The sequence below is a fragment of the Amycolatopsis albispora genome, from assembly GCF_003312875.1.
In the GTDB taxonomy this organism is placed as follows: domain Bacteria; phylum Actinomycetota; class Actinomycetes; order Mycobacteriales; family Pseudonocardiaceae; genus Amycolatopsis; species Amycolatopsis albispora.
Map to the genome: position 1 here is coordinate 2241631 of NZ_CP015163.1, position 23072 is coordinate 2264702.

General features: G+C 71.1%; 23 protein-coding genes. 7 read left to right on the top strand and 16 right to left on the bottom strand.

The annotated features are described in order from the left end of the window. Positions 1 to 15 precede the first annotated feature (15 nt). The 3 genes from A4R43_RS10390 to A4R43_RS10400 all read left to right on the top strand — a co-directional run bounded on the left by A4R43_RS10390 (position 16) and on the right by A4R43_RS10400 (position 3234). Positions 16 to 762, top strand: a complete 747-nt coding sequence (locus tag A4R43_RS10390) for an IclR family transcriptional regulator (RefSeq protein WP_113692137.1) — start codon at positions 16 to 18, stop codon at positions 760 to 762. A 190-nt stretch (positions 763 to 952) separates the two neighbouring features. Further along, the gene (locus A4R43_RS10395; RefSeq protein ID WP_162788405.1) at positions 953 to 1951 is read left to right on the top strand and encodes an Ldh family oxidoreductase; all 999 of its coding nucleotides are present in this window, start codon (positions 953 to 955) and stop codon (positions 1949 to 1951) included. A 5-nt stretch (positions 1952 to 1956) separates the two neighbouring features. Then, positions 1957 to 3234 carry an MFS transporter gene (locus A4R43_RS10400; protein WP_113697480.1) on the top strand — a complete coding sequence of 426 codons (1278 nt, stop codon included), beginning with the start codon at positions 1957 to 1959 and terminating at the stop codon, positions 3232 to 3234. Between the two features lie 4 nt (positions 3235 to 3238). Here A4R43_RS10400 and A4R43_RS10405 read toward each other — a convergent pair whose 3' ends face one another. Continuing rightward, complete coding sequence (locus A4R43_RS10405; protein ID WP_113692139.1) at positions 3239 to 3730, bottom strand: MarR family winged helix-turn-helix transcriptional regulator; 492 nt, start codon at positions 3728 to 3730, stop codon at positions 3239 to 3241. Between the two features lie 79 nt (positions 3731 to 3809). Here A4R43_RS10405 and A4R43_RS10410 point away from each other — a divergent pair, with 79 nt between their 5' ends. Further along, entirely contained in the window at positions 3810 to 4217 is a 408-nt protein-coding gene (locus tag A4R43_RS10410; protein ID WP_113692140.1) for an organic hydroperoxide resistance protein, read from the top strand. 6 nt (positions 4218 to 4223) lie between these two features. Here the strand turns inward: A4R43_RS10410 and A4R43_RS10415 are convergent, their stop codons facing one another. After that, the gene (locus A4R43_RS10415; protein ID WP_113692141.1) at positions 4224 to 5360 is read right to left on the bottom strand and encodes a PucR family transcriptional regulator; all 1137 of its coding nucleotides are present in this window, start codon (positions 5358 to 5360) and stop codon (positions 4224 to 4226) included. 144 nt (positions 5361 to 5504) lie between these two features. On the opposite strand from A4R43_RS10415, the gene A4R43_RS10420 reads away from it, so the two are divergent. Beyond that, positions 5505 to 6143, top strand: a complete 639-nt coding sequence (locus tag A4R43_RS10420; RefSeq protein WP_113692142.1) for a LysE family translocator — start codon at positions 5505 to 5507, stop codon at positions 6141 to 6143. A 65-nt stretch (positions 6144 to 6208) separates the two neighbouring features. Here A4R43_RS10420 and A4R43_RS10425 read toward each other — a convergent pair whose 3' ends face one another. From A4R43_RS10425 to A4R43_RS10450, 6 genes are all read right to left on the bottom strand, one after another. Next, positions 6209 to 6898, bottom strand: a complete 690-nt coding sequence (locus tag A4R43_RS10425) for a glycoside hydrolase family 11 protein (protein ID WP_113692143.1) — start codon at positions 6896 to 6898, stop codon at positions 6209 to 6211. A gap of 197 nt (positions 6899 to 7095) precedes the next feature. Beyond that, on the bottom strand, positions 7096 to 8244 hold the full coding sequence (locus A4R43_RS10430) for a mandelate racemase/muconate lactonizing enzyme family protein (protein ID WP_113692144.1): 1149 nt from the start codon (positions 8242 to 8244) through the stop codon (positions 7096 to 7098). After that, a complete protein-coding gene (locus A4R43_RS10435; RefSeq protein ID WP_113692145.1) occupies positions 8241 to 9188 on the bottom strand; it encodes a U32 family peptidase in 948 nt (315 codons plus the stop codon). The genes A4R43_RS10430 and A4R43_RS10435 overlap by 4 nt, the downstream gene beginning before the upstream one ends. Before the next feature lie 17 nt (positions 9189 to 9205). After that, the gene (locus tag A4R43_RS10440; protein WP_113692146.1) at positions 9206 to 10039 is read right to left on the bottom strand and encodes an SMP-30/gluconolactonase/LRE family protein; all 834 of its coding nucleotides are present in this window, start codon (positions 10037 to 10039) and stop codon (positions 9206 to 9208) included. Continuing rightward, complete coding sequence (locus tag A4R43_RS10445; protein WP_113692147.1) at positions 10032 to 11429, bottom strand: aldehyde dehydrogenase (NADP(+)); 1398 nt, start codon at positions 11427 to 11429, stop codon at positions 10032 to 10034. Before A4R43_RS10445 ends, A4R43_RS10440 begins: the two co-directional genes overlap by 8 nt. Positions 11430 to 11468: 39 nt before the next feature. Continuing rightward, entirely contained in the window at positions 11469 to 12071 is a 603-nt protein-coding gene (locus A4R43_RS10450; protein WP_113692148.1) for a helix-turn-helix domain-containing protein, read from the bottom strand. A gap of 91 nt (positions 12072 to 12162) precedes the next feature. Between A4R43_RS10450 and A4R43_RS10455 the strand changes: the two genes are divergently transcribed. Beyond that, positions 12163 to 13086: an aldose 1-epimerase family protein gene (locus A4R43_RS10455; RefSeq protein WP_236808888.1), complete on the top strand. Its 924-nt coding sequence runs from the start codon at positions 12163 to 12165 to the stop codon at positions 13084 to 13086. Here A4R43_RS10455 and A4R43_RS10460 read toward each other — a convergent pair. The 8 genes from A4R43_RS10460 to A4R43_RS10495 all read right to left on the bottom strand — a co-directional run bounded on the left by A4R43_RS10460 (position 13083) and on the right by A4R43_RS10495 (position 21930). After that, a complete protein-coding gene (locus A4R43_RS10460; RefSeq protein ID WP_113692149.1) occupies positions 13083 to 14231 on the bottom strand; it encodes a glycoside hydrolase family 43 protein in 1149 nt (382 codons plus the stop codon). The two genes, A4R43_RS10455 and A4R43_RS10460, sit on opposite strands and share 4 nt — an antisense overlap. A gap of 100 nt (positions 14232 to 14331) precedes the next feature. After that, positions 14332 to 15093, bottom strand: a complete 762-nt coding sequence (locus A4R43_RS10465) for an IclR family transcriptional regulator (RefSeq protein WP_113692150.1) — start codon at positions 15091 to 15093, stop codon at positions 14332 to 14334. An 87-nt stretch (positions 15094 to 15180) separates the two neighbouring features. Further along, positions 15181 to 16191: a zinc-dependent alcohol dehydrogenase gene (locus tag A4R43_RS10470; RefSeq protein WP_236808889.1), complete on the bottom strand. Its 1011-nt coding sequence runs from the start codon at positions 16189 to 16191 to the stop codon at positions 15181 to 15183. After that, the gene (gene yjfF, locus A4R43_RS10475; RefSeq protein WP_113692152.1) at positions 16188 to 17174 is read right to left on the bottom strand and encodes a galactofuranose ABC transporter, permease protein YjfF; all 987 of its coding nucleotides are present in this window, start codon (positions 17172 to 17174) and stop codon (positions 16188 to 16190) included. Before yjfF ends, A4R43_RS10470 begins: the two co-directional genes overlap by 4 nt. Next, positions 17171 to 18208, bottom strand: coding sequence for an ABC transporter permease (locus A4R43_RS10480; protein WP_113692153.1), 1038 nt, complete (start codon positions 18206 to 18208; stop codon positions 17171 to 17173). The genes yjfF and A4R43_RS10480 overlap by 4 nt, the downstream gene beginning before the upstream one ends. After that, entirely contained in the window at positions 18205 to 19719 is a 1515-nt protein-coding gene (locus tag A4R43_RS10485; protein ID WP_113692154.1) for a sugar ABC transporter ATP-binding protein, read from the bottom strand. The genes A4R43_RS10480 and A4R43_RS10485 overlap by 4 nt, the downstream gene beginning before the upstream one ends. Positions 19720 to 19790: 71 nt before the next feature. Beyond that, complete coding sequence (locus A4R43_RS10490) at positions 19791 to 20717, bottom strand: ABC transporter substrate-binding protein (RefSeq protein ID WP_205215462.1); 927 nt, start codon at positions 20715 to 20717, stop codon at positions 19791 to 19793. Positions 20718 to 20868: 151 nt separating this feature from the next. Next, positions 20869 to 21930, bottom strand: coding sequence for a LacI family DNA-binding transcriptional regulator (locus A4R43_RS10495; protein WP_418190842.1), 1062 nt, complete (start codon positions 21928 to 21930; stop codon positions 20869 to 20871). A gap of 101 nt (positions 21931 to 22031) precedes the next feature. Here A4R43_RS10495 and A4R43_RS10500 point away from each other — a divergent pair, with 101 nt between their 5' ends. Further along, positions 22032 to 23051: a glycoside hydrolase family 43 protein gene (locus tag A4R43_RS10500; protein ID WP_113692156.1), complete on the top strand. Its 1020-nt coding sequence runs from the start codon at positions 22032 to 22034 to the stop codon at positions 23049 to 23051. The last annotated feature ends 21 nt before the right edge of the window (positions 23052 to 23072 follow it).

The window sequence follows — 23072 nt, forward strand, 5'->3', positions numbered from 1 at the left end:
GCCTACATTGGTGCCATGGCAGGCCAGGCACCGCTGTCGGCGGCGGACAAGACACTCAGCGTGCTCGAAGCGCTCGCCGACCACTCGCGGGTCGCCGACATCGCCGCGTCCGCCGGGCTGCCGAAGCCGACCGTGCACCGCATCCTGCAAACCCTGGTGCGGCACGGGTTCGCGCGGCCGGACGGGCACGGCAGCTACGTCGGCGGGCCGCGGATCCTGAGCCTGGCGGGCCGGTTCCTGCAGCGGCTGGACGTCGCCGAGCAGGTCCGGCCGGTGCTGCGTGAGCTGCAGGAACGCACCGGGTGGACGGTTCACCTGGCGCTGCTGTCGGGGGACGAAGCCGTGTACGTGGCCAAACTGGAGGGCGCGAAGCCGTACCACCTGGCGTCGCGGGTCGGGATGAGCCTGGGGCTGCACTGCACGTCGATCGGCAAGGCCATCCTGGCCCGCCTGCCGGACGAGGAGGTCCGCGCGCTGGCCGGGCGCACCGGCCTGGCGGCGCGGACCGCGCACACCATCACCGAGGTGGACGCGCTGCTGGCGGAACTGGCCGACGTACGCGCGCGGGGGTACGCGGAGGACCACGAGGAGAACGAGCCCGGCGTGCGCGCGGTGGGCGCGGCGGTCCAGGACCACACCGGGCAGGTGCTGGGCGCCATCTCGGCGGCGACCCTGGTCCACCTGGCTGAACCGGATGAGCACGTACCGGCGCTGGTCACGAAGGCGGCCGCGGACGCCTCGACCGCACTCGGCGCCCCCTGACCTCCGCTGCCGCCGCGAGGCCGCCCCGTGCAATGAATGTGGCTTTCATAGCGTCTGGCGCAATGAAAGCCACATTCATTGCATCGGCGGCCTCGTCTCGCCTGGTCGCTGTGACCCGCTTCACAAAAGGGCGGTTCGTGTGCCACCATCGGGTGGTGGAGATGAAACGGCGTTCCGTCAGGTGGAACGGATGCGGGTGACGGTTTCCGAGCTGACGCGGCTCGCGACGCGCATCCTGACCGCGGCCGGGGTGTCCACATCGGACGCCGCGGCGGTGGCGGATTCCCTCGTCCGGTCCAACCTGCTCGGCCACGATTCGCACGGCGTCCGGCGGCTGCCCGGCTATCTGCGCCAGATCCACAGTGGACAGATCGACCCCCGTGCCGTGCCCGAGGCCGAGCGCACCCGCGCCGGATCCGTCGTGGTGCACGGGCGCCGGGCATTCGGGCAGCTCGCCGCTCACCGGGCGGTGCGCGAACTGCGGGAGACCACCGCGCACACCGGCTCCGGCATCGCCACCATCCGCGACTGCAACCACGTCGGCCGCCTGGGCGAGTACGTCGAAACCCTGGCGGAGCACGACCTCGTCGGCCTCGCTTTCGGCAACGCCGATCCGACCGTCGCGCCCCACGGCGGAGCCGAACGCCGCCTCGGCACCAATCCACTCGCCTGGGCGGTCCCCCGCGCCCAGGACGAACCGCCGATCGTGATGGACTGGGCGACCTCCGGCGTCGCCGAAGGCAAGCTCGCCGTCGCCCGTGAGCGCGGTGAGCGCATCCCCGAAGGCCTGGTGCTCGACCGGCACGGCCGCGCCACCACCGATCCCGGCGACTTCTACACCGGCGGCATGCTGCTGCCGTTCGGCGGGCACAAGGGCTACGGCCTGAGCGTGCTCATCGAAATCGTCGGCGGGCTGCTGTCCGGCACCGGAATCGGCACCGGGTACCGCGGCGGGTTCGGCACCGTGCTGCTCGCCTTCGACGTCGAGGCGTTCCTGCCCCGGCACGAGTTCCGCGCGCACACCGAACGGTTCTGCGCCGAACTGCACGACACCGCCAACGCCGAGGGCCACGCCGAAGTGCTCGTTCCCGGCGAACCCGAGGAACGCACCAGGCGCGAACGCGAACGCGACGGCATCCCGCTCTCCGAAGCCGTCTGGCAGGAACTGCACGCCCTACCGAGGGAGTAGTGATCATGACCGCCCCAGCCGAGCTGCGCCGTGTGGTCAGCGCCTCCGTGGTCGGCACCGCGCTCGAGTGGTACGACTTCTTCATCTACGGCTTCGCCGTCACGCTGGCGTTCAACGAGCTGTTCTTCCGCACCGCCGACCCGGCGATGGGCACCATCGTCGGCTTCGCCACCTTCGGCGTCGGCTTCGCGGTCCGGCCGCTCGGCGGGTTCCTCTTCGGCCACCTCGGGGACCGCATCGGCCGGCGCTCCACGCTGGTGGTCACCACGCTGGTGATGGGCGTGTCCACCGGGCTGATCGGCCTGCTGCCCACCTACGACAGCATCGGCATCGCCGCGCCGATCCTGCTCACCGTGCTGCGGATGTGCCAGGGCCTCGGCGCCGGCGCCGAGTTCGGCGGCGCGTCCACCCTGCTCGCCGAACACGCCCCGCCCCGGCGGCGCGGCTTCTTCACCTCGTTCGCGCAGACCGGTGTCCAAATCGGACTGCTGTCCGGCACGGTGGTGTTCCTGCTGGTCGAGCAGCTGGGCCGGGAAACCGTGCTGGCCTGGGCGTGGCGGATCCCGTTCTGGTTCAGCTTCGTGCTCATCGGCGTGGCGCTCTACGTCCGCCTGCGGGTGGCCGAATCCCCGGTGTTCCAGGAACTGGCGGCCAAGCAGACCACCGTGTCCCTCCCGGTTTTCGACGCACTGCGGCGGTATCCGCGCAACTTCGCCATCGGCATCGGCGCGCACATCTGCGACACCGCGGTGGTCTACATCTACGCCACCTACACGGTGACCTACCTGACCAGAACGCTCGGCATGGAGCGCTGGGTCGGGCTGACCGGGGTGATCCTGTTCAGCATCGCGGTGATCGCACTGCAACCGGTGTACGGCGCACTGTCCGACCGGATCGGGCGGCGGCCGCTGAACCTGTTCAGCGTGGTGTTCACCGCGGCCTTCGCCTTCCCGTTCTTCCTGCTGCTCGACACCAGGGAGCCGATGCTGATCTGGCTGGCGCTCATCCTGGCCACCACGCTCGGTTTCGCGCCGATGATCGCCGTGCAGCCCGCGTTCTACGCCGAGCTGTTCGGCGCGCGCGTGCGTTACACCGGGTTCGCCGCGTCACGGGAGATCGGCGCGGCGCTGGGCGGGTTCTCGCCGCTGATCGCCGCCGCGCTGGTCGCGCAGGCGGGCGGCAAGGGCTGGCTGGTGGCGGTCTGGATGATCTTCACCGCGCTGGTGTCCTTCGTCGCCTTCGCACTGTCCAAAGAGGGCAGAGAGGTCGACATCGCGAGCTGACCGCTCAGGGGCAGCCCTCGGGGGACGCGGGTTCGGGCGTGCCGTCGATCGCGGCGGTCAGCGCGGCCACCCGCGCGCGCAGGTCCGCCAGCTCGGCCACCGGCATGCCGGTGGCGCCCGCGATCTGCCGCGGCACGTCCGCCGCGCGGTCCCGCAGCGCCTCCCCGGCCGCGGTCAGGTGGATCTCCACCGAGCGCTCGTCCTGCTCGCTGCGCAGCCGCCGGATCAGCCCGCCCGCCTCCAGCCGCTTGAGCAACGGCGAGAGCGTGCCCGAATCCAGTCGCAGCCGCGCGCCGATCTCCTTGACCGGCAACCCGTCGGACTCCCACAGCACCAGCATCACCAGGTACTGCGGATAGGTCAGGTCGAGTTCGCGCAGCGCCGTGCGGTACAGCGTGCCGAACGCGCGGGAGGCCGCGTGCAGCGCGAAGCAGATCTGGTTGTCCAGGCGCAGCAGCTCCGCCGCCGCCGGCGCCTGGTGGTGGCTCGCGGTCATGCCCCCAGCCTACATTAGGTTGCGCACAACTCAATTGTGTGCAACTCTTTTGGGGCAGACCTCAACCGGAAGGAATCCCATGGCGCTCTACACCGCGGCGGCCACCGCCAACGGCCGCGAAGGCAAGGCGGTCAGCTCCGACGGTCAGCTCGACTTGGCACTGGCGATGCCGCCCGCGCTCGGCGGTGACGGCAAGGGCACCAATCCCGAGCAGCTCTTCGCCGCCGGGTACGCCGCCTGCTTCGCCAGCGCGCTCGGCCTGGTCGGCCGGCAGGCCAAAGTGGACACCAAGGACATCTCGGTGACCGCCGAGGTGGGCATCGACAAGGACGACACCAGCTTCGCGCTCTCGGTCACCCTGCGCGTGGAACTTCCCGCCGAGATCGACGAGGGCACCGGGCGCGAGCTGGTCGAGCAGGCGCACCAGGTGTGCCCGTACTCGAAGGCCACCCGGGGCAACATCCCGGTCGAGCTGGCGGTCGAGTAACCGGCCTCAGCCCTGCTCACGCAGCGCACGCGCCACCGCGCTGCTCAGGATGCGGATGCCGCGGACCGAGCCGGGGTCCACCCCGGCCAGTTCGCGGACCCGCCCGAGCCGGTAGTCCAGTGTGCGCGGGTGGATGTGCAGGGCGAGCGCGGTGACCAGCCGGTTCATGTCGTTGCGGTAGTAGGCGTCCAGCGTGGCCACCAGATCGGGCCCGTTCGCCAGGCAGCGCACCAGGTCGCCGAGCCACTCCTCGACCTCCGGCACCTTGGCCACGCCCAGCTCCACAAAAACATCCGGGATGCCGTACAGCGCCTGGGGTATCCGCTCGCGGGGCGCCACCCGCGCGACCCGGCCCGCCACCGCCAGCGCCTCGGCGAGCGAACCCGACCGGCCGGTCGCCGCGCCCACCGCGCACGGCCCGCCGGTCAGCTCGGCGAGCGCCTTCACCACGGTCAGCGGGTCGTCGCGCCCGGAGGGGAGCAACGCCACCACCTCGTCCGGTGCCTGCCACAGCAGCGGCACGGAATGCTGCTTGAACGCCAGCTCCACGATTTCGCCGGTCTCCGGGGTGGCCGGGCACCGCAGCACCACCACGACGTATTCCTCGTGCACCTGGACACCGAGACTGCGGGCGATTTCCCCGGCGGTGGCGGTGTCGGACAGCAGCGATTCGGCGAAATTGCTCACCCGCTGCGCCAATTTGACGCGCAACGCCTGTTCGTCCAAATAGCCGCGCATGTAGGCAGCCGTTCCGCGCAGTCCCTGGGTGCCGAACCACGCGGTGAGCCGGAGCAGGGCGTTGAGGTCCTCACCGTCACCGGCGGCGTCGTGGATCTCGTGCAACATCAGGTTCGCGTGCAGCACCAGCACCGATTCGGCGGCACGGGTGCTGAACCCGTTGCTCGCGCGCTGCCTGCCGATCTCGCCGATGAAGGAAAGCGCCTGCTCCCCCAGCGGCCGGCCGTCCCGCGTCATTTCGACGGTGTGGCGGCGGAACCAGATGGCGTAGTCGAGCATCGCCGCGTGGCCGCGTGGATCGGCGGCTTCCCGCCGGTAATCCGGGATTTCCCGGCCGTAGGCGGCGATCTCCGCCCGCGCATTCGCCTCCGCGCGCTTTTCCAGCACTTCGAAAAGATCGCTCACACCGGGCTCCCCTCGAAAAAGGAGGTGACCGGGGGATCGTAGTGAAGCGGTGGCGCGGCCGGAAGCGGCCATTCCGCTCGACAGCAGCGGCGCACGGGCGAAAACGGCTGGTCCCGGCCGGCCGGGGTGTGCTGAGATGCCGGTGTGGATCTTTCGGTACTGCTGGCCTTCGTCGCCGCCGCGCTGGTGATCAGCCTGGTCCCCGGCCCCGACATGCTGTTCATCGTCGCCAACGGCATCGCCAAGGGCCGCCGCGCCGGCGTGGTCGCCGCGCTGGGCATGTCCACCGGGCTGGCCGTGCACACCGTCGCCGCCGCGCTCGGCCTCGGGGCGCTGCTGCAGGCGGTCCCGGCCGTGCTGGACGCGATCCGGATCACCGGCGCGGCCTTCCTGGTGTACCTGGCGGTGACCACGCTGCGCTCGTCGAAGCAGGCGCTGGCCAACACCGATCCGGAGCCGGTGCCCGACCGGAGCCTGCGGCGCACCTACGTGATGGCGGTGCTGACGAACCTGGCCAATCCGAAGGTGATCCTGTTCTTCCTGGCCTTCTTCCCGCAGTTCCTGCACACGGACGCGGCGTGGCCGATGTGGGTGCAGTTCCTGGTGCTGGGCGCGGTGTTCATCGCGGTGGGGCTCTCGGTGGACGGCTCGGTCGGCCTGACCGCCGGGGCGCTCGCGGCCCTGCTGCTGCGGCGCCCGGCCATCCGCCGCTGGCTCGACCGCGTGTCCGCCGCCATCTTCGGCGCGCTCGCCGTGCGCCTGGTCGCCGACCGGAGCACCTGAGGCACACGAAAAAGCGGCGAACCGCGGCGAGTGCCCCTCCCGCCGCGGCCGCCGCCGGGCGGTGGTCAGTACACCGTGATGTTCGAGTTGCCGCTGCTCTGGTAGCCCTCGGTGGCCATGATCATGTAGTAGCTGAAGTTGCCCAGGTTCATGCCCTTGCTCCGCCAGGCGTCGAAGTGGGCACCGGTGTTGATCGAGCCGCCGACCCGCTTCGACTGCCGGGTGCTCCAGAACTGCGGGAAGGTTTTGGTGCCCTCCACCGACGGCGCGTTGTACCGCATGGTCTGGTAGATGTCGTAGGTGCCGCCGTCGCTGGTCACCGTGCCCTTGTGCGTGCCGGTCGGCCGGTAGGTGCCCCAGCTGTCCACGATGTAGTACTCGACGAGCGGGTTCGAGGTCCAGCCGTACAGGCACAGGTAACCGTTGCCGGACGGGTTGAAGCTGCCCGAGTAGTTGACCGTCCGGCGTGAACCGTTGGCCCAGCCCTTGCCGCAGACGAAGTTGCCGGTGTTGCTCCAGTTGGTCCGGTAGTTGCCGCCGTTGCTCAGGGTCATCGAGACCGTGCCGCCGCTGTCGGTCCAGAACGAGAAGTAGTAGCCGTTGTGGTTACCGGTCTGGTTGGTGGTGATGGTGGTGTCGGCGCCCGCGGTACCGGGCAGCACCAGGCCCGAGGTGGCGGCCAGCGCCAGCGCGCCGGTGCCGCCGAGGAAGAGCCTGCGGTTCATCGGGCGGGGCGGGACGTGCTCCATCGACATGTTTTCCTCCTCGTTGAGGCGGGCGGGAGAGCACCATGAGTGTTGGCCCGCCCCAACGAGGCTGTCAATAAGTTTCGAACAGCTTTCGGAAACATGCTGGCGGTGTCCGTCCAGGCCCAGCCGCCGATACCGTGCTCGATTCGGTCAATTCGACCGCTGATAAGCCCAGGTTGACCGACGCTGCTCGAAACTTTCGACTACTGCCCGCCGCGTCGTTCCCAGCCTTCTTTGAACAGGTCGAAGAAGGCGCCGGTGGACGGGTGCTCGGTGATGAAGTCCGGGTCCAGCTCCACCCCGAGGCCCGGGGTGTCCGGCAGCGCGAAGTAGCCGTCGACCACCTCCGGCAGGCCCGGCGCCGCCTGCTTCACGTGCTCGTCGGCGAAGTCGTTGAAGTGCTCCTGGATCTTGAAGTTCGGCGTGCACGCGGCCAGGTGCAGGTTCGCCGCGGTGAGCACCGGGCCGCCGACGTTGTGCGGCGCGATCAGCGTGTAGTGCGCCTCGGCGGTGGCGGCCAGCTTCCGCGTTTCGGCGATACCGCCCAGGTGCCCGATGTCGGGCTGGATCACGTCCACCGCACCGGATTCGAACAGCTCGCGGAACTCGACGCGGTCGTGGATGCGCTCGCCGGTGGCCACCGGGATGTTCACCTTGCCCGCCACGGTGGCCAGCGCCTTGAGGTTGGCCGGCGGCACCGGTTCCTCGATCCACGCCGGGTCGTACGGTTCGAGCATCCGCGCGATCCGGATGGCTTCGGCGGGCGCGAACCGCCCGTGCATTTCCACCAGCAGTTCGATGTCCGGCCCGACCGCGTCGCGGACCGCCTCCACCAGCGAGACGCAGTGCCGCCGCTCCGCCGGGTCCAGCTCCCACTGCCCCGGCCCGAACGGGTCGAACTTCATCGCCAGGTACCCGCGCTCGACCACCTTCTTGGCCGCGGCGGCGAACTCCTCCGGCGTGCGCTCCACCGTGTACCAGCCGTTGGCGTAGGCCTTGACCCGGTCGCGGACCTTGCCGCCGAGCAGCCGCCACACCGGCTGGCCGAGCGCCTTGCCGATGATGTCCCAGCAGGCCATCTCCACGCACGCGATGCCGGACATGACGATCTCGCCCGCGCGCCCGTAGTCGCCGTACTTCATCCGCTGCACCAGCGCTTCGGTGTCGAACGGGTCGTGCCCGATCACGTGCCGCGGCGCCGCCTCGGCCAGATAGCCCAGCAATGCCTTGGTGTGCCCCAGCATGCGTGTCTCGCCGACGCCGACGAGGCCGTCGTCGGTGGTGACGCGGACGAAGGTGAGGTCACGCCACGGCGTGCCCAGCACGAAGGTGTCCACGGCGGTGATCTTCATCGAGCTGCTCCCTGGTTCAGCGGTTCCGGTAGTGCGATTCCGTCGGCCCCCAGCTGGGACATCACCGCGTCCGGCATCAGCTCGGCCAGCAGTGACAACCCGATTTCGGCGCGCCGCACGCGTTCCCGCGCGAGCCGGATGGCCACGTCGGTCAGGTGCGAGCCGCTGGGGTAGATGTTCGGCGAGTTCCGCAGGCCGAACTTGAGGTACACGGGTGCGGCCACCCGGACGATCTCGGCGATTTCGAAGTGCCGGACGAACCCGCCCTGGTCGTCCGGGGCCTCCAGGTAGATGTCCAGCGGCAGGTCCACCGCGGCGCGCACGGCCGCCAGCTGGCCGAGGCTCAGGTCGGTCGGCACGTTGTAGGTGTCCGCGCCGGCGCGCTGCGCCAGCCGGATGGAGACCGGATTGGACAGTCCCATCTGGACACTGATCTTGAACTGCAGGTTCGGCGGCAGCAGGCCGCGGTCCCGGCAGGCGGCGGCCAGTTCGAGCGTGCCGAGATCGGTGATCAGCACGCTGCGGATGCCCGCGTCGGCGGACCGCGCGATGTCGGCCAGGTTGTGCACCAGCTGCTCGGTGCCGCGTGCCTGCGCGGCGAGCGCGCCCGCCCCCGCGGCCAGCGCGGCGGCGCCGGTGGACCAGCCCGCCAGCGGCCGCGCGAACAGGCTCACCTCGGTCCGCGCGGCGGCCGCGGTCTCGGCCATCCGCTTCAGCTCGGCCGTGGTGAGCAGCATTCCGCCGCTGCCCTGGGAAACCCGGTGCACCGGCACTTCGCGGGCGGTGGCCTCGGCCAGCACCGCGTCGAGCACCTCCGGCCCTTCGACGCTCGGGATCTCCACCCGGTACTGGGCGCCGTCCGGGAAGCGCTTGGTGCTGCTGGGGAGTTCGTGGTCGGATTCGGCGAACCCGAGTTCGCCGAGCAAGCTGCGGAATCTCTGCACGGTGGGTGCCTTTCGGTTCAGCCCGCGAAGGTCAGCGCGGGCAGGCCGGCGACGCCGGGTTCGGCGGCGAACACCGCTCCGGCCCGGTGATCGGGTGCGGCGTCCTGCTGGGAGGTGGTGATGTAGAGCCGGGTCAGGCCGGGACCGCCGAAGGTGCACGCGGTCACCTGGCTCACCGGCAGGTCGATCACCGCGTCGAGCACACCGCCGGCGTCGTAGCGGCGCACCGCCGAGCCACCCCACAGCGCGACCCACACGCCGCCCTCGGCGTCCACGGTGATGCCGTCGGGATCGCCCGGTGGTTCGACCTTCACGAACTCCCGCCGCCCGGTGAGGCCGTCCTGGCTGGAGTAGTCGAACGCGTCGATGCGGCCGGTCGGGGTGTCCACGTAGTAGGCCGTGGTGCCGTCGGGGCTGAAGGCGAAGCCGTTGGAGATGGTGACGCCGCCGAGCACCCGTTCGACGTCGCCGCCGGGGTCGAGCCGGAACAACGCGCCCGCGCCCGGCCTGGCGTCGTAGGCCATCGAGCCGCAGTAGAACCGGCCGTCGGGGTCGCAGCCGCCGTCGTTCATCCGGATGCCGTCGTCGATCCACAGTGGACCGAGCGGGGTGATCGGGCCGGTCAGCTCGTCCGCCAGCGCGAACCCGCGTTCGGTGGCCAGCACCCAGCCGCCGGACCGGCGCGGCCGCAGCGCGGCGGCCACGGAACCGACGTGCGCGCGGGTCACCTGTCCCGTGGAGTCCATGGACAGCACGTCCCCGGCGAGCATGTCCACCCACACCAGGGTGTCCTGCCACCACACCGGGCCTTCGCCGTGCCAGGCCAGCGCTTCGGTCACCGGTTCAGCCATGGTCGCCCTCCCGCAACGGTTCCGGCAGCAGTTCACCCGGCAGGTCCTGGTAGGCGACCGGGCGCTGGAACCGCCGGATCGCCGCGGTGCCGACCGAGGTGAAGGTGCCGGTGGCGGCCGGGGCGGGTCCGCCGTGGTGCTGCGCGCGGGTCACCGCGACCCCGGTCGGCCAGCCGTTCCACACCACCCGGCCGGCGAACTCCGCCAGGCGCCGCACCAGCGGCCTGGCCACCTGTTCCGCGGTTTCGCCGTGCACGGTCGCGGTCAGCTCACCGGTGAACAGGCGCGCCGCGGCGAGCAGTTCGTGTTCACCGTCGTAGGAAACGAGCAGCGAAGTCGGGCCGAAGCATTCGGCCAGCAAGGTTTCGGCGTCGGCCCGCACCTGGTCCAGGGTGGTGGCCAGCAGCGCGGGCCGCGGGCCGTCCGCGGTGTCGCCACCCGGTTCGACCACCCGGATCGCGGGGTGCGCGGCGAGTTCGGCGCGCCGATGGGCGTGTGCCGCCGAGATGCGTTCGTTGAGCAGCTCCGCCGCGGCGCGCTCGCGAATCCGGTCCGCCACCAGCGACTCGAACGCGGGCATCGCGTCGGCCGGGTAGAACAGCACGCCGGGCTTGGTGCAGAACTGCCCCGCGCCGAGCAGGTACGAATCGGTGTACCCGGCGGCGATTTCCGCCTGCCTGCGCGCGGCCGCGCCCGGTGTCACGAAGACCGGGTTCACACTGCCCATCTCCGCGTAGAACGGGATCGGATCCGGCCGGGAGGCGGCCAGCGCGTACAGCGCCCGGCCACCGGCCGGTGAGCCGGTGAACGCGGCGGCTTTCACCTCCGGCGCCTGCAGGGCCGACCGGGCCGCTTCTTCCCCGCGCAGCAAGGCGAAGGTGCCTTCCGGCGCTCCGGCGCGGCTGAGCGCGCCCGAAACCACGGCCGCCGTCGCCTCCGCCAGTTCCGGGTGGCCGGGGTGTCCTTTGTGGATCACCGGGCACCCGGCGGCCAGCGCCGACGCGGTGTCGCCGCCCGCGACGCTGAAGGCGAACGGGAAGTTGCTCGCCCCGAAGACCAGGACCGGCCCGATCGGGCGGAGCAGGCGGCGCAGGTCCGGGCGGCCACCGGCGGGCCAGTCCGGATCGGCGTGGTCCACCACCGGCTCGCGGTAGGCATCGCCGGTGACCTCCCCGGCAAGCAGCCGGAACTGGAAGACGGTCCGCGCGAGTTCCCCTTCGAGCCGCGGCACCGGCAGGTGACTCTCCCGCGCGGCGATCGGCACCAGCTTGTCGCCCGCGGCCGCCAGCGCGTCGGCGACCAGGTTCATCGCCGTGGCCAGCCGCCCCGGCGGCCAGTCGGCCAGTTCCCTGGCGGCCACGGTCGCGGCGCGGAGCATGTCGGCCGACATCCCGCCTCCTGTTCGGTATTTCGGATGCTGTTCGAGACTCTAGACAGCGGCCGTCGCGCCCGTCAACACACGCCCGAGCCTCGCCGCGCCGGCCGCCACCCGTGCGTCCCATTGTGCGGGTGGCACGCGGAGCCAGCAGTCACGCGGAACCCGCAGGCCGAGCGCGGCCACCGGGCCCCACGCGCCCCGCACACCGGCCGCCAGGCGCACCTCCTCGTCGGCGATTTCCCTTGCCACGCCGTCAGTTCCGGTCAGCACCCGGCAGAGCACCTCGGTCCGGCCGTCCGGCGCACCCGAGCAGGCCACCACCCGCACCCGTTCGCCGGCGGGCACCGCGATCGCCACCTCGTGGCCGTACCAGGCCGCCAGCGCCTTGGCGAGGGGCTCACCCTCGCCCTCCAGCCGCTGCCGGACCGCCCAGGCCTCCCCCAGCCTGCCAACGCCCGGCCCGAGCGTGTAGGCCGCGCGCTTGGCCGGACGGGCGAGGTAACCGCGTTCGGCCAGCGTGGCGAGCAGTTCGTGCGCGGTCGTCCTGGGCACGCCCAGCCGCGAGGTGACCTCACCCGCGCTCACCCTGCCCTCGGCCAGCGCGTACTCCAGCACGTCGAGCGCTCGTGCCACCGCGGGAATCTCACGGACCACCGGCGCCTCCCTTTGACCGGGCGGGGCGGCGCCGGATAGCGTTCGAGCAGCGAAATCCCGGCACCTGTTCGAAATACCACGAGGAGAACCGATGTCCGTTGTCTCGCCCGACGCCGCCGGACAGCTCGCCGAGATCGGCTGGGGCGAGGACACCGCGTTGATCGGCGCGGTCGCGGCCACCCTGCTGTCGTGGCGGACCGGCGGCACGGAACTGCTGCTCACCCACGACCCGGCCGAACTCGGCGACAGCCACCAGGGCAAGGCCATCGCGCCGTGGCCCAACCGGATCGCCGCCGGGAGGTACACCTTCGACGGGCGTGAGCACCAGGTGGCGATCACCGAACCGGCGCGCAACGCGGCCCTGCACGGCCTGCTGAGCTGGGTGGAATGGGCCATCACCAAGCAGCGCGAGCACGCGGTCACCCTCGAACACCGGCTGCGGCCGCAGTACGGCTACCCGTTCAGCCTCCACTTGCGACTGACCTACGAACTGGGTCCCGGCGGGCTGAGCTGCACCCTCGAAGCCACCAACACCGGCACCGGGCCCGCGCCCTTCGGCGCCGCCTACCACCCGTACGTCCGGATCAGCGAAACCGTCGACGAGCTGCTGGTCGACCTGCCTGCCGACACCTACTACCCCACCGACGCGAACCTGATCCCGACCGGGCGCAAACCGGTCGAGGGCACCGAATTCGACTTCCGAGGTGGCCGCGAGCTCGGCTCGACCGCGCTCGACACGGCCTACACCGGGCTGGCCGCCGACGCCGACGGCATCACCCGGGTGCGGCTGACCGCGCCGTCCGGCCGCACGGTCACCGTGTGGGCCGACGGCAGCCACCGCTACCTGCAGGTCTACACCGACGACACACCCGGCACCGGCCGCCCGGCGCGCCAGGGCATCACGGTGGAACCGATGACCTGCGCGCCGGACGCGTTCAACACCGGGGACGGCCTCGTCACGCTGGCACCGGGCGAGACCTTCCGCGGCACCTGGGGACTGTCGCATTCGGACTAACCGTGCCGGGACAGGTCGACCGGCCCGTCCGCGACCGGCACGCCGAAGTCCGGGGTGCCGTCCGCGGTGAACCGCAGCCGCTGCACCCGCGTGTGCCGGTTGGGGTCGTACAGCGGGTCGCCGGTGATCTGCTCGTACTGCCGCGCGTGGTAGACCAGCACGTCGGCGCCGTCCTCGGCGGTGGTGAAGCTGTTGTGCCCCGGCCCGAACTGGCTGTTCTCGCGGCTGGTGGCGAACACCGGCCGAGGTGACTTGTGCCAGGACGCCGGGTCCAGCAGGTTCGCCGACTCGTTCGCGGTGAGCAGGCCCATGCAGTAGTTCGCGTCGGTGGCGCTGGCGGAAAAGGTGAGGAACACGCGCCCGTTGCGGATCAGCGCGGCGGCGCCCTCGTTGACGCGGTGCCCGCGGGTTTCCCAGTCGTAGGTGGGCGTGGAGAGCTTGGTGGGCGTGCCGGTGATCGCCCGCGGTGACGACATTTCCGCCAGGTACAGGCTGGTGCCGGGGCCGAGCGCCGGATCGTGCTGCGCCCAGCACAGGTACCGCTTGCCGCGGTGGGCGAAGGTGGTGGCGTCCAGCGAGAAGGTGTCGAGATGGGTGGTGATGCGCCCGGCCACCGTCCACGGCCCGGTACGCGGATCCTCGGCGGCGGTGGTCAGCACGTAGGGGCGGATGTGGAAGACGTCGTCGGAATTGCCCGCGGCGAAGTAGATGTACCAGCGGCCGTCGATGCGGTGCAGCTCGGGCGCCCAGATGTGGCCGCCCATCACCCCGCTCGACGGTCTGCGCCAGACCACCGTTTCCGGCGCGGTGGCCAGGCCGCCGATGGTGTTCGACGCGCGGATGATCAGGCGGTCGTATTCGGGGACCGACGCGGTGAAGTAGTACCGGCCGCGGTGGCGGGTGATGAACGGGTCGGCACGCTGGCGGATCAGCGGGTTCACCACCTGGCGGGTGGCACCGGCGAGGCCCGGGGCTTCGTGGCCCGCGGCGGCACCCGCCTGGCCTGAGGCGGCACCGGCCCGGCCCGGGGCGGCACTCGCCGCGCCAGCGGCGGCGCCGGCGAACAGTCCGGCGGTGGCGATCGCGGCCCCGGCACGCAGGGCGTCACGGCGGCCGAAAACGGCGGGGCGATGGGGGTTCGGCATTGAACGGTCCCTTCGACAGCGAAGATGCTCCGTCAACTGTGAGCGCTAACACCCGCCCGGTCAAGGGCCATTCAGACGTTGTGCGGCATACCGAACGGGATCAGCGGCCGCCGAGGGCGCGCGTCAAGCTCTCCGCACCTTCGCGGGCCCACTCGTCCCACTGCGTGCCGGGCACGGAAGTCCAGCGGTGCACCGGAACCGACAGGCTCAACGCGGCCACCATCTTGCCCGTCCGGTCGCGAACCGGTGCGGCCACGCAACTCACCGCGTCATTCGATTCGCAGAACTCGTGCGCCAGCTCGTCGGCACGAACGCGGTCGAGCGCCTGCCACAACTCGGCAGGCGTGCCCAGGCTCCGCGCGGTCATCCTCGTCAGCTGCCGCCCCGGCGGGTAGAGCACGTCGAATTCGGTGCGCGACAAGGCCGACAGCAGCATCTTGCCGACAGCCGTGCAGTGCGCGGGCAGCCGCCTGCCCACCGCCGAGACCATGCGCACCGAATGCGTGCTGTCGGTTTTGGCCACATACAGCACTTCGTCGCCGTCGCGCACGGCCACGTGCACGGTTTCCTGGCTGCGCGCGGAAACCGCCGCCGCCGCGATGGTGCCTTCGCGTGCCAGGTCCAGCCGTGACTCGTACGCGCCGCCCAGCTCGAACAGCCGCACCCCGAGGCGGTACCGCGTGCCCTCGTCGCCGAGACGGCTCAGGTAACCGCGGTCCGCCAGGGTGTTCAGCAGCTCGTGCACCGTGGTGCGCGGCAACCCCAGCCTGCTCACGATCTGGGGCGCGCCCAGCTCCTCCTCGTCGCGGAACAGCTCGAGAATGTCGAGAGCGCGGCTGACCGCCGGAACCGCACGGCTCATGGGACCCTCCGAACACCCGAAGACCTGGTGCCTGGACTGTACCCGCCCGCGTCCGAAATTTCGAACAGGCCACGGCGCTCGTAGCCGCTAGGGTGCGAGCAGCACCTTCACCGCCTTGTGGCGTTCTTCGGCCAGGATCCGGAAGGCTTCGTGCGCGTCCTCCAGCGCCACCTCGTGGGTCACCAGCAGGCCCGGGTCGAGCGCTCCCGAAGCGAAGGCACGCACAGCGTGCGTCCACGCCCGCGGTGGCGCGCCGAACACCGTGTGCACGGTGATTTCGTTCAGCACCAGGGAAACCGGGTCCAGCGGCTGGTCGTCCGCGCCGGGAATGCCGGTCAGCGCCACCCGGCCCCCGCGCCGCGCCAGCCGCACCGCGCTGAACGCCGTGCCCGGCGCGCCCGCCGCCTCCAGCACCGCGTCGAAGGCACCGGCCAGCGAGTCCAGCTGGGACGGCAGCACCAGCGAATCGGCACCGCACTGCGTCGCCAGCGCCGAGCGGTCGAGGCGCGTGTGCACCACCACGATTTCCCCGGCCCCCGCCGCCCGCAGCAGCTGCACCGCCAGCAGCCCGAGCATGCCCGCGCCGACCACCGCACACCGCTCCCCCGGCTGCACGGCCAGCTTCAGGCACGCCGCCGCCACGCACGCGGCCGGTTCGAGGCCCGCCGCCGCGCGCAGGTCCGCGGTCTCCGGCAGCCGGTGCAGCAGGCGCGCGGGCACCACCAGGTGGTCCGACCACGCACCCGGCTGGGTGAACCCGGTTTCCTCGTACGGCCCGTCGCAGAGGTTCGTGTCCCCGCGACGGCACGCCGAGCACACTTGGCACGACCGGATGCCCTCACCGACCACCGGCGCGCCGACCAGGTCCGCGCCCACGCCGTCGCCGACCGCGGCGACGCGTCCCGACCATTCGTGCCCCGGCACCACCGGGTAGCGCACGTACTCGGCGGGCCGCGTGCCCTGCATGATCTCGCGGTCGGACCCGCAGATCCCGGACCACGCGACCCGGACCAGCGCCTCCCCGGCGCCCGGCACGGGTGGCTCGCCGTCCCGCACGGCCAGCTCACCCGGCCGGTCGATCCACACCGACCGGTTCACCGGGCACGACCCACGATGAGCCGCTGCAGCAGGATGAACACCAGCAGCAGCGCGCCGATCACGATCTTCGTCCACCATGAGCTCAGCGTGCCCTCGAAGGTGATCAGCGTCTGGATCACCCCCAGCACCAGCACCCCCAGCACGGTGCCGGCCAGGTACCCGGACCCGCCGGTGAGAATGGTGCCGCCGATGACCACGGCCGCGATCGCGTCCAGTTCCATGCCCACCGCGTGCGAGGAATTGCCCGACAGCGTGTAGAAGGTGAGCAGGATGCCGCCGAGCGCCGAGCAGAAGCCGCTGATCGTGTACACGCCGACGCGGGTCCGTGCCACCGGCAACCCCATCAGCAGCGCCGACCGGTTGCTGCCGCCGATCGCGTACACCGTGCGGCCGAGCCGCGTGTAGTGCAGCACGTACCCGGCCACCAGCAGCACGGCGACCGCGATCAGCACGCTGACCGAGACCCGCAGTCCGCCGGGCAGTTCGACCGGCGTCTGCGCGATCGTGACAAACAGCGGATCCTCCAGCGAAACCGACTCCGTGCTCAGCGTGTAGCTGATGCCGCGCGCCAGGAACATGCCCGCCAGCGTCACGATGAACGGCTGGATCTCGAAGTAGTGGATGATCGAGCCCATGCCGAGGCCGAGCACCGCGCCCGCCGCCAGCACCGCGACCATCACCACCGGCGCGGGCAGGCCAGCGGCCAGCAGCTCGGCACAGAGCACAGTGGACAGTGCGACCACCGAGCCGACGGACAGGTCGATGCCGCCGGTCAGGATGACGAAGGTCATCCCGGCGGCGACCACCAGCAGGAAGGCGTTGTCGATCAGGATGTTCAGCACCACCTGCCCGTCCCCGAAGGCCGGGTAGCGGGTCGCGCCGAAGCCGTAGGCGATGATCAGCAGGGCCAGCGACGCGGCGATCGGCAGGTACCGCGCCTGCCGCCAGCCGCCGCGCACCGGGGTGGCGGTCACCGTGCTCATGCGGGCACCTCCACCTTCGCGGCGGGTTCGGCGGGTGCGGGCGCCGGTGGCTTTCGCCGCCGCCGCAGCCGGGCCCGGAACGCCGGGGACTGGACCAGGCAGACCACCGTCACCACGAGCGCCTTGACCAGCAGCGTCGATTCCGGTGGCACGCCGACGGTGTAGACGGTGGTGGACAGCGTCTGGATGAGCAGCGCGCCGAGCACGGTGCCGCCGAGCGAAAACCGCCCGCCCGAGAGCAGCGTGCCGCCGATGACCACGGCCAGGATCGCGTCCAGCTCGATCCACAGCCCGGCGTTGTTGCCGTCCGCGCTGGAGACGTTCGAGCTGACCATCAGCCCGGCCAGTCCCGCGCACAGCCCGCAGAACACGTAGACCAGGGTCAGCAGGCCGCGGGCCCGCACCCCGGCCAGCCTGCTCGCCTCGGGATTGCCGCCGACCGACTCGACCAGCAGCCCGAGCGCGGACCGCCGGACCACCAGCGCGGTCGCGGCCACCACGCCGAGCGCGACCAGGATCGGCGCGGGCAGGCCGAACCAGTACCCGCCGCCGAGCACCCGGAACGGATCGGAGTCCACGGTGATGATCTGCCCGCCGGTGACCAGCTGGGCCAGCCCGCGCCCGGCCACCATCAGGATGAGCGTGGCGATGATCGGCTGGATCCCGATCACCGACACCAGGAAACCGTTGCACAACCCCAGAACCAGGCACAGCGCGAGCGCGATGCCGAAGGCGCCGAACACCCCGCCGACGGAGTTCTGGTCGGGCAGCGCGCTGATCTGCGCGCAGGCGATCGCGGCGCCGATGGCGACCACCGAGCCCACCGAGAGGTCGATGCCGCCGGTGGCCACCACCAGCGTCATGCCCAGCGCGACCAGGATCAGCGGCGCGCCGAAGCGCAGGATGTCGATCAGCGTGCCGTAGAGGTGCCCGTCGCGGACCTGGATGCTGAAGAACGACGGCGAGAGCACGAGGTTCACCAGCAGCAGCGCGACCAGCGCGGCCGCGGGCCAGAACAGCCGGTACCTGCTCATGACGGCGCTCCTTCGGCGATCGTGCGCATGATGGCCTCCGGGGTCAGGCCGGTGTTGGGCAGGCGGTCGACCACCCGGTGGTCGCGCAGCACCGCCACCTGGTGGCTCAACCGCAGCACCTCCTCCAGTTCGGCCGAAACGAACAGCACGGCCATGCCGCCGTCGGCGAGTTCGGCGACCAGCTTCTGGATCTCCGCCTTCGCGCCGACGTCGATGCCGCGCGTGGGCTCGTCCAGGATGAGCAGCCGCGGTTCGGTGATCAGCCAGCGCGCCAGCAGCACCTTCTGCTGGTTGCCACCGGAGAGCGTGCCCACCGGCAGGTCCGGATCGGCCGGGCGGATGCCCAGCGCCGAGATGTACTTCTTGGCCAGCTCGTCCTGGCGGCGCCGCGAGATCGGGCGGGTCCAGCCGCGTGTGGCCTGCAGCGCGAGAATGATGTTCTCCCGCACGGTGAGGTCCTCGATCAGGCCCTCGGCCTTGCGGTTCTCCGAGCAGAAGGCGACGCCGGCCGACATCGCCGCCCGTGGTGTGCGCAGGACGGTCTTCTTTCCGTCGAGTTCGAGGGCGCCGGAGTCGCTGTGGTCGGCACCGAAGAACAGCCGCGCGAGTTCGGTGCGGCCCGAGCCGAGCAGCCCGGCCAGCCCGACCACCTCACCCTCGCGAATGGTCAGCGAGAACGGCTCGATCGCGCCCTTGCGGCCCAGCCCGGTCGCCTCGGCGAACGGCTTCTTCTCCGCCGGGTCCCAGTCGCGCCGCGGCTCCTCGAGTTCCTCCAGGGTGTCCAGCTCGCGGCCGATCATCTTGGTCACCAGCGACACCGGGGTGATCTCGTCCGCCAGGTACTCCCCGACCAGTTTCCCGTTGCGCAGCACGGTCATCCGGTCGGCGATGGCGAAGACCTGGTCGATGAAGTGCGAGACGAACAGGATCGCCATGCCCTCGGCGCGCAGCGCGCGGATCACGCCCAGCAGCTTGTCCACCTCGCCGGTGTCCAAACTGGACGTCGGCTCGTCGAGCACCAGCACCCGCGCGGAGACCTCCATCGCCCGCGCGATGGCCACCAGCTGCTGCACCGCGAGCGAATGCCCGCCCAGTTCGCTGGTCACGTCCAGGTCGAGGTCCAGCCGCCGCACCAGTTCCGCCGCGCGCCGGCGCAGCGGGCCCCACTGGATGCGGCCGAACCGCCGCGGTTCACGGCCGAGGAAGATGTTCTCCGCCACCGACAGGTTCGGGCAGAGGTTGACCTCCTGGTACACCGTGCTGATGCCGTGGCGCTGGGCCTGCGCGGGCCCGGTGAAGGCCACCGGCTCGCCGCCCAGCTCGATCGCGCCGGCGTCGATGTCGTAGACCCCGGTGAGCACCTTGATCAGGGTGGACTTGCCCGCCCCGTTCTCGCCCATCAGCGCGTGCACCTCGCCGGGGAACAGGCGGAAGCCGACGTCGTCGAGCGCGACGACCCCGGGGAACTGCTTGCGGATGCCGGTCATGGTCAGGATCGGCGGACTTGTCATGCGTGCCCTCGTCTCGGGAGTGGAGCTCCCGGCGCCGGACGGCGGCCGGCGCCGGGAGGGCTCGTGAGCGCTCAGTACTTCCGCTGCGGCAGCGCGGCCTTGGCGGCCTGCTGGTCGAAGACCGTCTCCTCGGTCTCCACCCGCGGCGGCACCGGCTCGCCCGCGGCCACCTTCTTGGCCAGGTCCATCAGCTGGGTGCCGAGCAGCGGGTTGCACTCGACCACGAAGTTGATCTTGCCGTCGGCCAGCGCCTGCAGCGCGTCCCGCACCCCGTCCACCGAGACGATCTTGATGTCGGTGCCCGGCTTGAGCCCGGCGCCCTCGATGGCCTCGATCGCGCCGAGCGCCATGTCGTCGTTGTGCGCGTAGAGCACGTCGATCTTGCCCTGCGACTTGAGGAAGGCCTCCATCACCTCCTTGCCCTTGGACCGGGTGAACTCACCGGTCTGGGAGGCGACCACCTGGAACTTCGGGTCCTTGCCGATCACCTCGGCGAAGCCGGCCTTGCGGTCGTTGGCCGGCGCGGAACCGGTGGTGCCCTGCAGTTCCACGATGCGCACCGGGCCGGTGGCCGCGCCGAACTCCTTGACCAGCCAGTCCCCCGACTTGCGGCCCTCGGCCACGAAGTCCGAGCCCAGGAAGGTCTTGTACAGCGTGGTGTCGGCCGAATCCACCGCGCGGTCGGTGAGGATGACCGGGATGTTGGCCGTCTTGGCCTCCTTGAGCACGGTGTCCCAGCCCGATTCGACCACCGGCGAGAAGGCGATCACGTCCACCCGCTGCTGGATGAACGAGCGGATCGCCTTGATCTGGTTCTCCTGCTTCTGCTGGGCGTCGGAGAACTTCAGGTCCACCCCGGCCGCGGCGGCGGCCTCCTGGATCGACTGGGTGTTCGCGGTCCGCCAGCCGCTTTCCGCGCCCACCTGGGAAAAGCCCAGGGTCAGCTGCCCGTCACCGGCGGCCTGGCCCCCGCCGCCGGACGCGCAGCCCGCCAGCATGCCCAGCCCCAGTATCGCCGCCGACCACGTGGCCCACGTCCTTCGCTTCACGGCACTCACTCCTCGATCCACACTGATCAGAAAACTACCGAAACTGTTATCGCTAACATTCGGACGCGGCCGGACGGGGCAGCGTGCTGCCCCGGGTGGGTTACGCGCCCGTGCTCTCGCGGACGACCAGCTCCGCGGGCACCAGGGAGCGAACCGGCGCGGCCGCCCCTTCGATCCGTTCCTGCAGCAGGCCGAAGGTGCGCCTGCCCACCTCGATGAAGTCCTGCCGCACGGTGGTCAGCGGCGGGTTGAAGAAGGCGGCTTCCGGCACGTCGTCGAACCCGGCCACGTGCACGTCACCGGGCACCGAGCGGCCCGCCTCGGCGAACGCGCGCAGCAGTCCCAGCGCCATCTGGTCGTTGGCGACAAAAACCGCGGTGACCCCGCGCTCGCCGAGCAGCCGCTTACCCGCTTCGTAACCGGAGCGCGGGCTCCAGTCACCACGCAGCACTGGCGGCGGTTCCGCGTCGTGCCGCTTGAGCGTGCGCCGCCAGGCCTGCTCACGCGCCCGCGCCTCCAGCCAGTCCGACGGGCCGGCGACGTGCCAGACCGTGCGGTGACCGAGGCCGAGCAGGTGCTCGGTGACCTGCCGGGCGCCGTCACGCTGGTCCACCGACACCACCGGGATCGAGGCCCGGTCGGTGTCGGCCACCGCGACCAGCGGCACGCCGGCGGGGACCGCGCGCAGGGCGGGCTTGGCCACCACGTGCGGCGCGATCACCACCACGCCCTCGACGGCCTGGCGCCGCAGGCTGTCCACGGCGGCCGCGATGGAATCCCGCCGCGGATCGCTGACGCTGGCGATGGAGATGCCGTACCCGGCTTCACGGGCCGCCAGCTCCACCCCGAACAGGGTGCTGGCCGGGCCGAACAGGGTGGAGTCCAGCGCGACCACGCCGAGGTTGCGCGTGCGGCCGGTGGCCAGCGCGCGGGCGGTGGAATTGGGCCGGTAGCCCAGTTCCTCGATGGCGGCCAGCACCTTCTCCCTGGTTTCCGCGCGGACCGGGCCGGTCTCGTTGATCACGCGGGAGACGGTCATGTGCGACACGCCGGCCAGCGAGGCCACGTCGGTGAGCGCGGGCAGCCGCACCGCGGGCGCGGCCTCCCGCACTTCGGTCCGCTTGGCCACGCTGCCTCCTCCGGTCCCCGGACGTTCCGCCAGGGAGAACCCTACCTCGACACGGGCAAGTGTTAGCGATAACACTAAAGCGCGTCAAGTCTCGGATCCATCACCGCGCACCACCGCCGAAAGGATCGCCGAAGATGCCGACCCGCCTCCTGCTCACCATAACTGTCCTGTTAGGACTTTTCAGCGTCCCGGAAGCCGGTGCCGCCACACCGAATTCCGGGTATTTGTTCGCCTACTTCACCGGCGAGGGCACGCCGGACGGCGAGCAGATCTACTTCGCCGCCAGCCGCGGGGACGACCCGCTGGCCTGGGACGAGCTCAACGGCGGCCAGCCGGTGCTCACCTCCACCCTGGGCGACCGGGGTGTCCGCGACCCGTTCCTGCTGCGCTCGGCCGACGGGCGCCGGTTCTACCTGCTGGCCACCGATCTGCGGATGCACGGCAACGGGAACTGGGACCAGGTGCAGCGCACCGGCAGCCGGTCGATCATGGTCTGGGAATCGGCCGACCTGGTGCACTGGTCAGCGCAGCGCTCGGTGCGGGTCTCGCCGCCGACCGCCGGGAACACCTGGGCGCCCGAGGCGTACTGGAACGCGGCGACCGGTTCGTACGTGGTGTTCTGGGCGTCGAAGCTGTACGCGGAGAACGACCCGCAGCACCTCGGGGACAGCTACAACCGGATGATGTACGCGACCACCACGGACTTCGTGCACTTCAGCGAGGCACGCGTGTGGAACGATCCGGGCTATTCGGTCATCGACTCGACGGTGATCGAGGCGGACGGGGTGTACCACCGGCTCACCAAGGACGAGCGGAACCCGTCGTCGTCCACGCCGTGCAGCAAGTTCGTGCTGCAGGAGAGCTCGGCGGACCTGCTGGCGCCGTCGTGGGACTTCGTCGCCGACTGCATCGGGAAGGGCGCCATCAGCCGCGGGGAGGGCCCGACGGTGTTCAAGGCGAACACCGGGGACAAGTGGTACCTGTTCATCGACGAGTTCGGCGGGCGCGGGTACGTGCCGTTCGAGACCACCGACCTCACCTCGGGGCGGTGGACGGTGCCGCCGGCCTACGACCTGCCGTCGTCGCCGCGGCACGGCACCGTGCTGCCGCTGAACCCGGCGGAACACCACCGGGTCGTCCGCACCCTCCGCTAGGTCCTCCGAACGCAATGAATG

Bases quoted from the DNA above. Each gene is read 5' to 3' on its own strand.
- A4R43_RS10405 (WP_113692139.1), bottom strand. From the start codon at position 3,730: ATGACCGCGAGCCACCACCAGGCGCCGGCGGCGGCGGAGCTGCTGCGC.
- A4R43_RS10400 (WP_113697480.1), top strand. From the start codon at position 1,957: ATGACCGCCCCAGCCGAGCTGCGCCGTGTGGTCAGCGCCTCCGTGGTC.
- A4R43_RS10480 (WP_113692153.1), bottom strand. From the start codon at position 18,208: ATGAGCAGGTACCGGCTGTTCTGGCCCGCGGCCGCGCTGGTCGCGCTG.
- A4R43_RS10485 (WP_113692154.1), bottom strand. From the start codon at position 19,719: ATGACAAGTCCGCCGATCCTGACCATGACCGGCATCCGCAAGCAGTTC.
- A4R43_RS10500 (WP_113692156.1), top strand. From the start codon at position 22,032: ATGCCGACCCGCCTCCTGCTCACCATAACTGTCCTGTTAGGACTTTTC.
- A4R43_RS10390 (WP_113692137.1), top strand. From the start codon at position 16: ATGGCAGGCCAGGCACCGCTGTCGGCGGCGGACAAGACACTCAGCGTG.
- A4R43_RS10395 (WP_162788405.1), top strand. From the start codon at position 953: ATGCGGGTGACGGTTTCCGAGCTGACGCGGCTCGCGACGCGCATCCTG.
- A4R43_RS10440 (WP_113692146.1), bottom strand. From the start codon at position 10,039: ATGGCTGAACCGGTGACCGAAGCGCTGGCCTGGCACGGCGAAGGCCCG.
- A4R43_RS10490 (WP_205215462.1), bottom strand. From the start codon at position 20,717: ATGCTGGCGGGCTGCGCGTCCGGCGGCGGGGGCCAGGCCGCCGGTGAC.
- A4R43_RS10410 (WP_113692140.1), top strand. From the start codon at position 3,810: ATGGCGCTCTACACCGCGGCGGCCACCGCCAACGGCCGCGAAGGCAAG.
- A4R43_RS10430 (WP_113692144.1), bottom strand. From the start codon at position 8,244: ATGAAGATCACCGCCGTGGACACCTTCGTGCTGGGCACGCCGTGGCGT.
- A4R43_RS10460 (WP_113692149.1), bottom strand. From the start codon at position 14,231: ATGCCGAACCCCCATCGCCCCGCCGTTTTCGGCCGCCGTGACGCCCTG.
- yjfF (WP_113692152.1), bottom strand. From the start codon at position 17,174: ATGAGCACGGTGACCGCCACCCCGGTGCGCGGCGGCTGGCGGCAGGCG.
- A4R43_RS10465 (WP_113692150.1), bottom strand. From the start codon at position 15,093: ATGAGCCGTGCGGTTCCGGCGGTCAGCCGCGCTCTCGACATTCTCGAG.
- A4R43_RS10455 (WP_236808888.1), top strand. From the start codon at position 12,163: ATGTCCGTTGTCTCGCCCGACGCCGCCGGACAGCTCGCCGAGATCGGC.
- A4R43_RS10425 (WP_113692143.1), bottom strand. From the start codon at position 6,898: ATGTCGATGGAGCACGTCCCGCCCCGCCCGATGAACCGCAGGCTCTTC.
- A4R43_RS10445 (WP_113692147.1), bottom strand. From the start codon at position 11,429: ATGTCGGCCGACATGCTCCGCGCCGCGACCGTGGCCGCCAGGGAACTG.